The sequence below is a fragment of the Chitinophaga sp. Hz27 genome, assembly GCF_042263525.1.
Taxonomy (GTDB): Bacteria; Bacteroidota; Bacteroidia; order Chitinophagales; family Chitinophagaceae; genus Chitinophaga.
This window is the reverse complement of the sequence record NZ_JBHKFJ010000002.1, coordinates 44,435-59,949: the sequence shown is the minus strand read 5'-3', so window position 1 is coordinate 59,949 and position 15,515 is coordinate 44,435. Positions and strand designations below refer to the sequence as shown.

Below are 15,515 nucleotides of genomic sequence, written 5' to 3'. Positions count from 1 at the left end.
ATTTTTTTCTTTGGGGACTTTTGTTCTTTAAAACTTTTCAAGCCAATTGCCAAAGTAACCTGAGCTCAAATCGGGTAATGGTAAAAGAATCTTTGACGTTAAAAGGTCAGGAGATTACCTCGCTTAACCGAAGTAACAGATTGGAGCATGCAAGTAATAAAACACTTTCAACAGCTTCCGCTATCAAGGCATTTATAGATGGACTTCTGCAAGTATTTCCAACCGGAACGGTAGGCAGAACGGATAGCGTCCTTTCAAGGAATCCACAAACAGGTACATTGGAACTGACTCCTGCATTTAGTTTGAGTCAACTTATTGAAACCATACTTATTCAACGGCAATTGTTGGAGGTTAATGTCGTTTGCGCTACAGAGTTGCAATCTGGAGTTACTGACTCGCTTTCGGTTACTGTCACAAGCGCCGATAATATTACTATCAGCCAACGTTGTGCTGGAAATCAGTACCTGCGCATGTATGGTTATGGAAGGCCGCCATTTACTGTTTCATTTTTTTGCGTTAATTCCAGTCCTGGCCGTAATTACATGGTAGTCACAGATGACCAGTACATAGATGATCCGACTTTAGGTGTTAGAGTGGTTGGCGGATATAATTTTTTCGAAAAATGGGCTAACTACGGAGATACGATTCAGTATGTAGCTAAAAATATACGACATCAGTTTGATATCAAATTCAACAATTTATCGCAAGGTCCTCCTACATATCGTGATCCTAATGGCCGGAGAGAATTGAGCATTGTAAATAATACCAGGAATTTCTTCCCTGTTATCTATGGCCTTGGTTCGGGAGCAATAACTGTATCACCGGGAGAAACCGCTACCTATAACGAATATCTATTACAACGTATTTCCATAACCCCTGTTAGGCTTGGGTTATGGGAATATGGAGGTTATTCTAATGCTGGCTATATCCCTTCAAAGTTGCACTGTTGGTTGTACAAGAATGATGTATTATGGACGGAAGATGAAATTGAGCAACCAGGTAGTGAGGCCCTGAGATATACTTTTGATTCAAGTTGGATTAAAGTAAAAATAGTTTTGGAAAATGTTGATTAGAAAAATACCCATAATTATTCCTGTTAGATAATGATAAATAGAATAATAATACTCAGTCTTCTGGTCGTTGGTTTTCTTGTTTCAAATGCATATTGTCAGAATACCACGGTAGTAAACAGATTGATGGTGAAAGACTCCTTAGCCATCGGAAATTATTGGATTGCCAATATTGCACGTGAAAGTGAATTAACTACTGCCGGTACTAATACCCTTGCCAATGATGCTGCATTGAAAGAGTATTTAGCCAATTCATTGAAAGTGCCGGCAATGATTGGTATACCTCATGCCGATAGCCTTTTGACATTGGATCCAGTTACAAGGGAATATAAAATGACCGCAATAAATAATAGCGTGGAATTGGATGACATCATAGATATGCTATTTATTCATCCACATGCCTTTGCATTAAGGTATGATAAATTTGACTATAACGCTACGGACACGATTTTAGTAGAGATAACGAGTGCTGATGGTAGAATAACTCCATTATCACTAACAGACAATTCAGGGATTAAATTTGTTTTTGGCAAACCCCCGTTTTCGCTAAAAATGAACTATAGGAATCCATTCCCCAACGACCTGGTAAATGTAGTGCTGGTGAAAGATCCTAATAACGGATATGATCCTTTTGAGATTAACAGATATACCATGCCGTCAGACACGGAGCATATTGCAGCAGAGGGATTAACCGGAATATATCAGCTCAATTTTGGCTCGCCGGCCTGGTATGATAATCTTTCCAGGAAAGAATTAATTTTTAAGAATGAAACCCGGAATTATATTCTAAGTGCTTTCTGGGAGAGTGCATTGCCGCAAACGGAAAAACATTTCACCATTCAAATTGACAACGCAACGCCTAATGTATACATTGGGGCTACTCCACTTTTGACAACTCAAACGGGTGACAAGGTAATATTAATGGGGCCTAAATCAAAATATAGTCTCCGAACATTAATTGCGGAAATTTATGTCGACAATCAGCTGTTTAAAACTCAATCTTTTATGGAGTCCTTCAATATACCTTATGATGCAACATGGAAAACTGTTGAAATAATTCTCAGGGATACCCTCGATGCCACCTTCTAAAATCCGCTCCCATCAACAATTTTGCATAAACCAGACGTCTCGTTTTAATCTTTCGGACGTTTGGTTTTGCCTGTGTTATATCTGTCTTAAAACAAACGTAAACCCAAACTAGCCAGGAAGCAGTAAAGGATTAGTGCGCCAAGCAGATACAACCAGATAAATGTATACCAGTAATATTTAAACTGATTCAGCTGCTTATCTACGTCCTCACTGTAGAGGTCTTCGCGACACTGCACGCATTTTAGTTCAACATCTGTTCCACTGGAGAATACTGGTATCCAGTACAGGTGAAAATAACGACGAAAGGCAGCTCCAACAAGATGTTTACCACCGCATTTAGGACATTCAATGTGTGTAAATTCCTGACTTTTAATTTTGATGGTTCTGGCGCCAAAAACAATTCGCATAGGATATAGGGTTTTATATTTTTAAAAAGATAATATATATATTTAAAAGCAAAAAATCCCCTGTTAAAATAACAGAGGATTTTCCACAATTGATCAGCGTTATCCATCGCTACTCTTTACCGAATCGTCGCTCCTGGATAATATCGTATTGCTTTACATAGTCAGGATGCTCCGTTCCCATCACCCTGTCCCATACACGAAAATAAAGGCTGTAATTGCCCTTAAACTTTGCATGATGCAGATTATGATAGGTAGAGGAGTTTAGGATTTCAAAAAGAAATGACTTCCTGAAGCCCTTGGGCATGATCTCATATCCGAGATGCCCGTATACATTAATCATCAGCGCCACAATAGTGAACAAGGCCAGTGACAAAGGATGCATTGGCATAATAAATACCAGCACCAGCACTACGCCACCTTCCGCGAAGGCTTCCAACACATGAAAAGAGTAGGCCGTCCACGGACTTGGGTTGGTAGATTTATGATGCAAAAGATGGGTGATGTTAAATAATTTAGGATGATGCAGAATGCGATGCATCCAGTAGAAATAGGTGTCATGCACTATTAAAGCCAGTCCTACACTCAGTGGTATCCACCAGATAGGATATTCATCCAGATTCCTATAGATGAACGTATGTGGCTTTATCCAAGGCGTAAAGGCAAAAATGGCTACCATAGCCAGTATCACACTAGACATAGCCGAATGCAAGATCTCTCTTAAAAAATCTTTTTTATCAGCAAATCGCTTTGGCTGAATTTTATTTTTTGTAAATCTTCCTGCAAAAACTTTATAAAACAGGTAAAACATCATGCCTGCAATAACAAAGTAACGGAGCAGGTTAAACGCAGTTTCCGCAGCCAGATATTTAAAAAATGTTTCCATCTAACTATTTCATTTTAAAATAGGTCCGGGGGATTGCTCCCCCGAAACACTAACAACAACAGGGCTTTGCGTGGAATTTATAAAGGATATTAATAACCTTGGTTTTGTTTAAGGTTAGGACTATTGGCAAGTTCTGCCTGTGGTAAAGGGAGGAGCAATGAATGTCCGTCCCATGGTTGTTTATAAGAGAGTTTTCCCAATATGTCGGTGGCTTTACCAGTGCGTTTCAGGTCCATCCAGCGGTGGCCCCATTCGCCCAGGAATTCGAGCCTGTTTTCTTTGGCGATGGCATCTAACAGCTGATCACCAGCAATTGCGGTAAGGTTAGGCAGCCCGGCTCTGTTACGTATGATGTTAACGTCGGCGATAGCATCACCTGCTGACTCAGCGCCATGGGCAAGTGCTTCAGCGCGTATTAGGTACATTTCAGAAAAGCGCAGTACCATATTAACCAGGTCTCCAGCGACACCTGTACTCAGAAAATCTACACCTGCATATTTGGATACATACCTTACCGTGTCTCCAAAATATGGTGCAGTGGTAGGTGTCAGCACCCTGTCTGTCCAATACTTTGCACGGAGGTCGCTGGGTTCAAAAACATTATAGGTAGCAGTAGTAAGGGCATATGCAGGAAATGTAAACCCTAAGGAAGTGTTGATTTCAAACATAGCCGAATCGGTGAACATAGGCTCCAGGTCAGGATATAGAGACAAGCGCGCCGGTGGTACCATCATTTTACCTTCATTCAAAGAAGTAATAGAACCGGTATTGGTTATTAAACTTAACTCCCAGATTGATTCATTGTTATTGGGTTTGAAGGTAGCATCAGGCGTTGTCAGCGTATATACGTTACTGTTAATAACAATACTAGCCTGTTGCGCTGCATCTGACCAGCGTTGACGATAGAGGTAAACCCTTGCCAGCAAGGCAGTAGCGGCAAGCTGATTCGGCATTACCTTTTTACCAGCCGAATAACCATAGCCATAGGATAATTGTTGCTGTGCATCTTTCAGATCTGCAATAATCAAATCATACACTTTATCAGTCGCCGTCCTTGATATGGTTAGGTTTTCATTGATATTGGTACTGGTCAGTAATGGAACATCCCCATAAGTATTTACCAGGTAGAAATAACAGAAGGCTCTTGCGAATTTGGCTTCGCCAGCAGCTATCCGTCTGATGGAGTCGGTAACGCCTTTAACATTGGAATACGCTGCAAGTCCTTCGAGCACTGAATTTGCCGTATATATAATATGATATGGCTGGTTCCACATGCTGTTGGTATTAGGATCATCCCGAAGAATGTTTCCTGAATAATAGTTCATATCATATTGAGATGAGAATGCACCTTTAACTGGCAGCAATTCATCTGCCAGTATGCCACCATAGCACGACATAGCGCCTGAGGTGAGTGTCATTTCGTTTTCATTGATCATTTCCGCATAGATGGCTGAGACGGCGGCATTTATTTTTGCATCGCTGTTAAAGGCATTATTTGCATTGATGCTGCCACGAGGAGGCGCTACTTCCACTAATTTTGAGCAGGCACTCAGTATAATCGACAGGACAAGTACTATACTAACTGCGTATTTATTTACATTGTTGTTATACATCTTTCTGCTTTTTAGAATTCACATCTGATACCAAAAGTTACCGTGCGTGTAGCTGGATTTCCGGCCAATACTTCCGGGTCCATGCCTTTAAAGTTGGTTAGCATAAAAAGGTTATCCGCATTCACATCGAAATACAAGCCATGCAGATGCAGCATCGCACATGTCTTTTCATCTACACTGTAGGATAGCGACATATTTTGTGCTCTCAGCAAATTGATCATCACTGTACCTGCATCCGATTCAACATAATTGGATATTATCAAAATTGATTGCGTGGAAGGCCTTGCACCTATAGAATGATCCCCAGGTCCTTTCCAACGTGCATTGTAAAGATCATAGGTAGTATTACCAACACCACTAGTCAACTGTCCTATCGGAGATACACCTGTGTTTGAACGGGCATAGAAACGTTTGAAACTGAAGTTGGCAGAAAAAGAGAAGCGTTTATAGGAAACAGATGTCTGCATACCCCCATAAAACTTAGGCAGAACAGAACGCCTGATTCTCCTGTCATCTGAACCAGGAACCAATTCTGGATTATAAGATATCTTACCATCCTTATCATAATCTTCGAATGTTGGTAATCCAGTTGCGGGGTCTACACCAAGGAAATGATATAAATAAATATCATCCAGGGAATTGCCTACAATATATCTGGTGTAGTAAGAAGAGTTTTCGATACCAGGATAAGAAAGGAGTACATTTTTTACGATACTGGTATTGAAATTCAATGTCCAGTTAACTTTCTTTGTTTGTACAGGGATCAATGTTACAGCAAACTCCCACCCTTTATTCATCACATTTGCAGGGAGATTGGTAACAACGTTGGTAAAGCCTGTATATGCACCGGTGTTATAAGTGAGTAACTGATTATCACAAGTATTGCGGTACCAGTTAACGTCCAGACTTAACCTGTTGTTAAAGAAACTGGCTGTCATGGCAATGTCCAGTGATTTTTTTGTAGGCCAGTGGAATTTATCGTTGGCCTGCCATTGTACAAGCAGCGGTGAGTAACCGTTATAATTATTCAGTTTAGAATTATTGGAAAGATTCCCCCATTGAGAAAGATATTGATACTCTCCTACCTGGTCGGTACCTGTGAGGCCATAGCTGCTGCGTAATTTCAGGAGGTCTACTGATTTCGGCAGTATATTCACCATCCATGGTTCTTCTGATAAAATCCAGGCAGCGCCCAAAGCGCCGAAGTTGCCAAACCTGTTACCAGGGCCAAATCTGCTACTACCGTCTCTTCTGGCTGTGAGGTTAAGTATATATTTACTTGCATAGTTGTAGTTGACACCACCGAATACACCTGCATATTTATATTCTGCAAAGGCGTCAGTACCTGCGATGGAACCAGCGTTGGTGATAGAATTTAATAAGCCTTCATCCGTATAATTAGTACCCGAAAGCAGGTTAGAACCAGTTTTGGTTTGGTTGTAGGTGGCACCGGCCAAAACGTTCAATGTTCCCGCCCCCAACACGGTACTGTAGTTCAACTGTGGTTCAATATTTAAACCTTCGTTGTTGGTAGTACCCCAGCTGGCGCTTCCGAATTGGCTTTGGATATTGTTAAATACCACCTGGACGTATGGTGGCTTTTTACTGGTGCTGTTGGCCGTATTTCTCAGATAGCCAATATTCGCAGAGAAGTTTAATCCTTTCATGATGGAATATCCAATGTGAAAGTTTGCTCTTACGTTGAAGCCATCTGTAGTGTAATGTCTGTTGAGGTCTTCAAAGGGATAGGAGGAGGTACCTCCTCCACTGGTAGGCGCGGTAGAAAAATATCCTTCCCTGTTCAAAGTTCCGTCAGACTTGAAAATAGGAGGAGCATTGGGCGCCAGTAAAGATGCTGGCGGTAAATTGATCTGATCTACCTTAGTAAAACCTAAACTGGCATTCACTCCCAGCTGTAGTTTCTGTTGCAGCGCGGTGGTGTTCAGGTTAATCGTGACACCTCCATTCTTATCGCCACCTGCGTAGTTTGTTATGTCCTGCTGAGAAGTATAGTTAGCAGCTATGTTATAATTTGTGTTACCAGCTCCACCTCGCAGACTAACGCCTGCATTCGTACGTTTTCCAACATGCCCATATAATTCTTTCTGCCAGTTGGTGTAGCGGGTGGTATCCCATATCATCAGATCAGGTGCAAACGCTTCACTAATCGGATTGGCAGACGGTATAAGACCATCATTGGCAAAGGCTTCCCGGCGCAACTGCAGATAATCTTTTGTATTTAAAAGCTTCTGGTATTTTCGAACTACCGTCAAACCTTCAGAAAGGTTAACACTTAACACGGGATTTTCATTGTTTCCTTTTTTAGTGGTAATCAGGATAACGCCGTTTGCACCGCGGCTACCATAGATAGCGGTAGCATCTGCATCTTTAAGCACTTCAATGGAGGCTATATCCCTGGGATTGATGCCATAGAATGGGCTCATAGAAGCGCCATTCTGTGCCTGGTTTAGTCCTGCTGCCAGTTTAGCTTGCGTATAACCATCACTCGGCGTACCCGTGATATCCAAAACTGTCAGTGGAATACCATCAATAATTACCATGGGAGCTGAGGTAAAATTGGAGTTGATATTATTTCTTCCTCTGATCTCCATTCTTATGGGAGCAGTAGCACTGCCATTTTGCTGTGTTATCACCATTCCTGGTACTCTTCCTGCCAATGCCATCAAAGGATTGGAGATAGGCTGATTTTCGATTTCCTTTCCAGAGATAGTAGTGATACTTCCTGTATTGAAACGCTGGGTGGTAGTACCATAGGCTTTCACCACCACATGATCCAGTTCGTTGTCTGCTGCTCTAAGGAAGAAGGAGTAAGCACGGCGTTTCATATCCAGTAATTGCATCGTTTGAGATGCAAAACCGACATAGCTCACCTGAATGCTTTCACCAATCTTCACACCATTTAGTACAAACTCACCTTTCTCGTTGGTAAGTGCCACTTTCTTTGTAGCGAGAGACCTTACGGTAGCATTGGGCATGTAGTTCACGCCAGCTCCCATCACCGTACCATGGATATTGATAGTATCTGAACTTTCTTTGGAGCCGGTTGTCAATGCTATCTTCTTTGCAGTATTAATAGACACCACTCTGTTAGTCACCGTAACTTCATAGGGTGTTCCTTCAAACACCTTTCCGATGGCGGTTTTCACATCTTCATTCTTCAATTCAACACTTACCGGGTAGGCACTATTTTTCATATCTTTCGGATATACAAAATAATACCCTGTCTGTTTCTCTATCTCTTTACATGCTTTTTCAATAGGTACGTTTTTCAGGCTGAGATTTACTGTTTGTGCATTAACATTGGTGGCTATTGCACATAACAACAAGGTAATTCCATATAGTTTTTTCCATACAGACTTTCTCATATTTGAAGCCATACGAGGCTTAGCTTTACAAAAACTCATTACTATGGTTGTATTAGTTGGTTGTTATAGTTGGTAATAACATCATCTGTGTAAATGGGCTGCCATTTACGTCCTGTGGTTGTGTAGTTCATGGGCATTTTTCCAGCGGGCTGGCCCAAAAAGTGGTTGATACATGAGCAATCGATTTAGATTATTGGTGGTAATAATGACCTTCATGGCCTAACAATTAATTTATCTCCTTCCAGCTTAAAGTGTACCCAGCCGGTAGATTCGAGAATAGTTAATACATCGGACAAATTGGTATTGCGTGGGATTTTACCGATAAACTGTTGTGTGGTAATATCGCCTTCATAAATTACTTCTACATCGTACCAGCGGCTAACCTGACGCATAATTTCCTGGATGGTGGCGTCCTGTAAGCTAAACAGGCCGTTCTTCCAGGCGAGTACGTCTTCTTCATTCGCAGTGGATGTGGTAATACTTGCTTTCCTGGTTGATAATTGCGCTTGTTGTCCTGGATTGAGTAGTACGCTTTCATCATCGTGGCCTACACGAATTTTCCCACTTAGCAGTGTGGCTTCGTGTACAGGTTCATCTGCGTAGGCTTGTATGTTAAAGCTGGTACCTAATACTTCAATTTTCGTTGGTGCATGATCTGCTACTGCTATAGTAACATTGAATTGTTTATTAGCATCAGGGGCCACTTCAAAGTAGGCTTCTCCTGAAAGTTCCACTGTACGGTCGTTGCCGGCAAATACCGCCGGATAACGTAGCGAGGAAGCTGCGTTTAACCATACTTTAGTACCGTCTGGCAGTACCAGTTTAAACTGTCCGCCGCGGGGAGTGCTGATTTTATTATAGGAAATGGTTGTTGTAGTATTTGACGCTGCCTGGTAAGAAATTGTTCCTGCATTATTTTTGATGATATGCGTATTTCCTTGTAATGCCAGCGTACCATTGCGTGCGCTATCCAGTACAATTACAGAACCATCCGCCAGTTGCAGCGTTGCTTTATCTCCTCCGGGTAGTGCGTCACCGCCGTAACGCGCCACCATTGGAGTTTCGGGGTTCTTGTTTTGCTTATGAGAAAAAATTAATACAGAGGTAGTCACTATAGCGGAAAGAACAGCAGCAGCGGCCAGCCATTTTTTCCACATATAACGTACAGGCGTTTCTGTTTGTACAACAGCAACGCCTATACGATTCCATACATCATCCAAAGCTACAGCTTCATCTATCTGAAACATTTTGTTCAGGGCGCCAGACATCTCTGCCTGCGTAGTAATACCGGTATAGAATCCCTGCGCATCCGCAGACTGCTGGTCCAGCCAGGCCTGTAGTTTTGCAGCTTCTTCTTCACTCAGACTACCTTCCATTTGACGCAGTAATAATGCAGCTATCTGCTCCATGATTTCAATATGTTCCAGATCGGATAATGGTGTTGACAATGACTTAAATATTATTTATTAGAAAGCATTTTTTCGATTCTGCCGGATATATCCGCCAGGTGCGCTTTTGTAATAGCATCTGATGTTTTACCCATCGCCAGTTTCACCTCCGCATTAATCGCTTTGGCATCCAGTTTCAACAGAGAAGCCGCATCACTTTCTGTATCGATGGAAGATGGTGAGGCCACAATGTTATTGAGTGCTGTCAGATATGATTTTTGCAGGTTGCGACGGTAAGTATCCATTTTTACAGATGGTTGCTTCAGATCACTCCAAACGCTGGCGTGCACCATAGAAATGAATGCTGACAATCCTAATGCCTTGTCGCCGAAACGGCGCTCATTGCTCTGAATAAAGTTCAGACGATCGCCGCTAAACAAGGATGTCATTACCTTTTTCTGAATGGTAGACACAAAGTTCTTTGTTGCCGGCATCTCTACCTTGTTGGTAACACTAGGGTCCAGCAACCAGGTTGGCGTGTTGAATACCTGTTCATCAATGAACTTCACGGCGGCAATCTGTTTGGCTTTAGGCACTGGTACAAAAGCCGGATTTGGATCTCCCTGTGGACGTACGGTGTAGTTGGTAGTGCCTATGTTGGTGATCACATGATTCACATAACGCTGATAAGTTTCCTGTACTTCACCGAAAACTGTTGCCATGTCGTTATTCAGCGCCTGGTCGTCTTTTGTCCAGGCTGGCAGGTTAGCTACCACACGCTTCAGGTTTTCGATACCATAGGTATTTGCTTTGGCGGCATCATCACCGAGATCTTCTGTCATGCAACGTGGATCATCCTTGCGCGACTCACCATCACCAAACCAAAGGCGTGGGTTAGCAGCCAGGCGTTTCGTCACTTCTTTGTCCATGATCTTTTTATCTGCTGCGGCGGAAGGAGCATAGATTAATTTATATCCCCACTCAATAGCCCACTGGTCGTATTCACCAATGCGAGGGAACAGCAGTTCCTGCGGGATATGGTCCTGTGGCTGCGCTACGTAGTTGAAACGCGCATAGTCCATGATACTTGGTGTATGACCATGCTGACGCAGATAGGCAATGCTACGCAGACTATCAACCGGCGTTGTGCTGCTGCTACCGAAGTTATGACGCAAGCCAAGCGTATGGCCTACTTCATGACTGGATACAAAACGGATCAGTTGCCCCATTAGCTCATCGCTGAACGTAGCATGTTGCGCCTGCGGATCGTTAGGACCACCCTGGATCATGTACCAGTTGCGTAATAAAGTCATTACGTTGTGGTACCAGCCAATATGCGTCTGAATAATTTCGCCACTGCGCAGGTCATGGATATTAGGACCATAGGCATTCGCAACTTCAGAAGGGAAATAGTTCAGGAAAGAATAACGCACGTCATCCATATCCATAGTGCTGTCGTTTTCCGGCCATTCTTTCGCTATGATGGCATTTTTAAAGCCCGCCTTTTCGAAAGCTACCTGCCAATCGTTGATACCAAGGATCAGGTATTTTCTCCATTTTTTCGGCGTATTAGGATCGATATAATAAACAATCGGCTTTGCCGGTTCTACTAACTCTCCTCTTTTATATTTTTCTACGTCTTCAGGTTTAGGCTCCAGTCTCCATCTCACCGCGAATTCACGTTTTACAGCACGTTGCTGGTTATCGCCAAACTCTGTGAGCATGTCTGCAAAGTAGCCTACTCTGTTATCAACAAAACGCTGCTGCATCGGTACTTTTGGCAGCAATACCAGCGATGCCGAAGTACTGAAAGAGATAGGTGTTCCTAGCGGAGAGGTGACACTAGGCTTAGTGTTACCATTTTTAGTCAGTACCACTTCAACATTCAGCGGATAAGCCTTGGCTTTTTCCACAAAAACTTCTTTCAATGCTTTTGGGTCCATGCTTTTGGTCAGCTGACTGTTCTTAATGGTGTTGGCCGGGCCTCCGGGCTCTTTCAGGAATTTCAATGCATCTATCACATAGCTGGCAGAATCTTTACCGTATGCCAGTATTTTGAAGGTAGCAATCACGGGGTTCTGGTTAGATTCCATTACCGCCTTATGAATCATATCACTGGTATCTGCTGCGGCAACTACCAGGTTTGATTTCATCACGATGGTTTCATTAGGACCTTTTTCCAGGTAGATATTACCAGCATCCAGTTCTTCTCCACCGTAAACGCCATAGCCTGCCGGTGCTTTCTTCAACCTGTTTACCAACATAAAATCCCTGCCCAGTAAGGTATCAGGCACTTCAAAGTAGATACTATCCAGGTCTTTAGATGTCAGTATGGTAAACAAACCATCTTGTTTAGAGAGGGATTTTGTTACCACGGTAGCATATGGTTTCACTCCGTTCTTGCTGGCAGGTGCTGCTGGCGTGGCAGGAGTAGCTGCAACTGCTGCTGCAGGTTTGGTTGATTTTTTATGTCCACCCTTAAACACTGCGCAGGAAGCCATCAGTATTGCTAAGGGAATATAAGTATAGCGTTTCATTACAAATCTACTTAGTTAGTGATGTTGATTTAATACAAATGGGGAAAATGCAAGTGGATGTAAATCAGACCGGCATTGAATTGCCGGCTATTGAGCTATTGCCTTTATACCGGGTACGGTGGTGAGTAAACGAAGATACCTTGATGAACGTGCGGTAGCCTGTTCGTCCCAGTAGACTTCCAACGGTACCTGTATACTATCTACCTGGATCAGATAGGCAGCACTTTTCAGCTCATTGGCATTAGTGCGCAAGTCAAGGATGATTCCTTTGCGCTTAGATTGCAGCCATTGTTCAAGCATAGGTTTCGCCAGGTGTCGGTATTTTTCCACCATACCAAATGCGAGTGCATCATATGTAGTATCCGGTAAGGCTACACTATAGTAGGTTGTAGTAACATCGCCAGCGGACAAATCTAATACACGCGTTTCAAAAGGGAAAGCGCTATTTTGTTGCATCATCCCTAATGCACAACTGTCGGACGTCACCGGAGCATACACACCGGGCATCTTTTTCCGCGGTGGTGCTGGTTTTTCTGCTTCCTGACAGGCTGTAAATCCAAGGGCTATCATCGCCACATACAACAGCTGATATTTAAATATTTTCAATATCATATAAACCTCTGTTATCACTAATCTATCTCCTTAAACACGCTGGTAAGGATAATGAACTAGTCATTTTGAAAAAACTTATCCTTTGCTTTTATTCTCGAACCGCTCGATACGATCTGCCAGGTCTATCAGATGCGCCTTGCATAATGCATCGGTAGTACGCGGAATAGCTTTTCTGATTTGCGTTTTCAGGGAATTGATATCCAGTAGCAGTAAAGAGGTTACATCTGTTTCTCCATTCTTGGTTTTAGGATTATTTAATGCATCCAGTACGGCGCCTACATATACTTTTTGCAGATCACGACGGTAGCCATCCATATTGATATTACCGGTATTCAACTCTCTCCAGATATCTGCATGCAGTATAGATATCAATTTGTCGATACCCAATGTATTGCCATCAAAGCGATCATAGTTTGCTTGCTGATAAGTCAGGCGCTCATAATCCAACAGTGTGTTCAGTACTTTTGCTTGCAGGTCGCCAATGAACTCTTCACCAACACCTTTCGGCTGATTGGCTACATTCGTTACTTTAGGGTCCAGCAGCCAGGTTGGCGTAGTGAATAATTCCTTATCGTAGAATTGCAGCACTGCCAGCTGTTTATTTACAGGTATAGGTTTCAGCGTCATGGTGGTATCCCCGCTGGTTTGCGGTGTATACATTACCGTGCCCACATATTGCAAAGCATGGCCCATATAACGGAAATACTGTCCCTGTATTTGTGTATACATCTCTGTAAGAACGGTATTAATACCGTCTTCTTCGTATGCCCATTGAGGTAAGTGGGTCATTACGCGTTTCAGGTTCAGAATGCCGTAGGTGCCTGCCTTTGCGGCATCATCGCCCAGGTCTTCCGTCTGGCAGCGTGGATCGATCTTACGACTTTCGCCATCACCAAACCAGAGACGTGGATTAGCGCTGAGTTTAGCCGTAGTAAGGTTATATAAAGATGATTTATCTGCTACAGCTGTTTTTCCTGTATACTTATATCCCCACTCAATTGCCCACTGGTCATATTCTCCAATCCTCGGAAACAGCAGCTCCTGCGGGATATGATCTTCTGGCTGTGCTACATAATTGAAACGTGCATAGTCCATAATACTGGCTGTATGACCATGCTCACGGAGGTAAGTAATGCTGCGCAAACTGTCAACAGGTGTCATGCTGCTATTGCCGAAGTTATGGCGTAATCCAAGCGTATGGCCTACTTCATGACTCGATACAAATCTTATCAGTTGCCCCATCAGCTCATCATCAAATACGGCATGCTGTGCCTGCGGATCATTAGGACCTGCCTGCACCATATACCAGTTGCGAAGTAGCGCCATTACGTTGTGGTACCAACCTATATGTGTCTGAATGATCTCTCCACTGCGTGGGTCAATCACATTAGGGCCATATGCATTGGCTACTTCCGAAGGGAAATAGTTAATAAAGGAATAACGGATATCATCAGGATGCATGGTGGTATCGCCTTCCGGCCACTCTTTCGCTATGATGGCATTTTTGAAACCAGCCTTCTCAAAAGCTTTCTGCCAGTCATTAACGCCCATGATCAGGTACTTTCTCCATTTTTTTGGCGTAGCAGGATCGATATAATAAACAATAGGTTTCACTGGTTCTACCAGCTCTCCGTTATTGTATTTTGTCATGTCCTCCGGCTTAGGCTCTAGTTTCCAGCGACGTGCCACTACCCTTGTTTCCGCCTTTTGCTGCTGGTCATTGAACTCTACCCAATGCGTAGGAAAATAGCCCACACGCGGATCTACTATCCTTGCTGTCATTGGCTTTTCCGGCAATAACAAAAGAGAAGTATTTGTTTGGAAATCATAATCGCCAGCCGGTTCTTTTTTTCCTACGTAAACTTTACTGGAAGCCAGTTCCACATTCAGCGGATATACATGTTCACTGATAAGCTGAATGTTTTTGGTAAGACTAAGTGATACATCGAGTTTACTTTTATCAACCGTATGGAAAATAGAAGTAGGTTCTGCAATATATTTTCCCATATCTAATACATAGGATGCAGAATCTTTACCATAGGCCTTGATAGGAAAACTATAAATGATAGGCTCATCAAAATTGTTGACTGCGCGTGCTATTACGCTGGAAGAATCAGCCTGATGTGAAAACGATGTATTACGAATAATGATCGTTTCATCAGGCCCTTTCTCAAAGCGGATGGTTTTTGAATCCAGTTCTTCGCCAGGGTACATGCCTAATAAGCCAGGACAGGCAGTAATCCGGTTTTCTACCAATATATCCCGACCTAAAATATTTCCAGGAATTTCGAAATAGGTCGTGTCCATCTCCCGGGTAGAATAGACCGTGAATAGTCCTTTTTTCGATGTCAGGTTTTTCGTAATCACCTCATCAAATGACTTTACGCCATTTTTGCTGACCGGTTTTACCGGAGTTGTAGCGGCGGCGGGCGCCGGCGCAGCTTTTTTCTTGTGTCCGCCCTTAAACACGGCACATGATGCCATCAGTGCGGCCAGGGATATATAAGTATAGCGTTTCATTGCAGATTTT

General features: G+C 42.9%; 10 protein-coding genes. 2 read left to right on the top strand and 8 right to left on the bottom strand.

The genetic code is table 11. The features are described 5' to 3' along the window. Window positions 1-77 precede the first annotated feature (77 nt). Both ACE38W_RS04065 and ACE38W_RS04060 read left to right on the top strand, forming a co-directional pair. Entirely contained in the window at window positions 78-1,073 is a 996-nt protein-coding gene (locus ACE38W_RS04065) for a hypothetical protein (protein WP_375828959.1), read from the top strand. A gap of 30 nt (window positions 1,074-1,103) precedes the next feature. Continuing rightward, window positions 1,104-2,159 carry a hypothetical protein gene (locus ACE38W_RS04060; RefSeq protein ID WP_375828958.1) on the top strand — a complete coding sequence of 352 codons (1,056 nt, stop codon included), beginning with the start codon at window positions 1,104-1,106 and terminating at the stop codon, window positions 2,157-2,159. Between the two features lie 86 nt (window positions 2,160-2,245). On the opposite strand, the gene ACE38W_RS04055 is transcribed toward ACE38W_RS04060, so the two are convergent. From ACE38W_RS04055 to ACE38W_RS04020, 8 genes are all read right to left on the bottom strand, one after another. Beyond that, on the bottom strand, window positions 2,246-2,566 hold the full coding sequence (locus ACE38W_RS04055; protein ID WP_375828957.1) for a hypothetical protein: 321 nt from the start codon (window positions 2,564-2,566) through the stop codon (window positions 2,246-2,248). Window positions 2,567-2,675: 109 nt separating this feature from the next. After that, complete coding sequence (locus tag ACE38W_RS04050; RefSeq protein WP_375828956.1) at window positions 2,676-3,449, bottom strand: sterol desaturase family protein; 774 nt, start codon at window positions 3,447-3,449, stop codon at window positions 2,676-2,678. Between the two features lie 89 nt (window positions 3,450-3,538). Then, window positions 3,539-5,062: a RagB/SusD family nutrient uptake outer membrane protein gene (locus ACE38W_RS04045; protein WP_375828955.1), complete on the bottom strand. Its 1,524-nt coding sequence runs from the start codon at window positions 5,060-5,062 to the stop codon at window positions 3,539-3,541. An 11-nt stretch (window positions 5,063-5,073) separates the two neighbouring features. Next, entirely contained in the window at window positions 5,074-8,460 is a 3,387-nt protein-coding gene (locus tag ACE38W_RS04040) for a SusC/RagA family TonB-linked outer membrane protein (RefSeq protein ID WP_375828954.1), read from the bottom strand. A 200-nt stretch (window positions 8,461-8,660) separates the two neighbouring features. Beyond that, on the bottom strand, window positions 8,661-9,896 hold the full coding sequence (locus ACE38W_RS04035) for a FecR family protein (protein WP_375828953.1): 1,236 nt from the start codon (window positions 9,894-9,896) through the stop codon (window positions 8,661-8,663). A gap of 11 nt (window positions 9,897-9,907) precedes the next feature. Next, a complete protein-coding gene (locus ACE38W_RS04030) occupies window positions 9,908-12,373 on the bottom strand; it encodes a zinc-dependent metalloprotease (protein WP_375828952.1) in 2,466 nt (821 codons plus the stop codon). A gap of 87 nt (window positions 12,374-12,460) precedes the next feature. Beyond that, window positions 12,461-12,985: a hypothetical protein gene (locus ACE38W_RS04025; RefSeq protein ID WP_375828951.1), complete on the bottom strand. Its 525-nt coding sequence runs from the start codon at window positions 12,983-12,985 to the stop codon at window positions 12,461-12,463. A 75-nt stretch (window positions 12,986-13,060) separates the two neighbouring features. Beyond that, window positions 13,061-15,505 carry a zinc-dependent metalloprotease gene (locus ACE38W_RS04020; RefSeq protein ID WP_375828950.1) on the bottom strand — a complete coding sequence of 815 codons (2,445 nt, stop codon included), beginning with the start codon at window positions 15,503-15,505 and terminating at the stop codon, window positions 13,061-13,063. Window positions 15,506-15,515 lie beyond the last annotated feature (10 nt).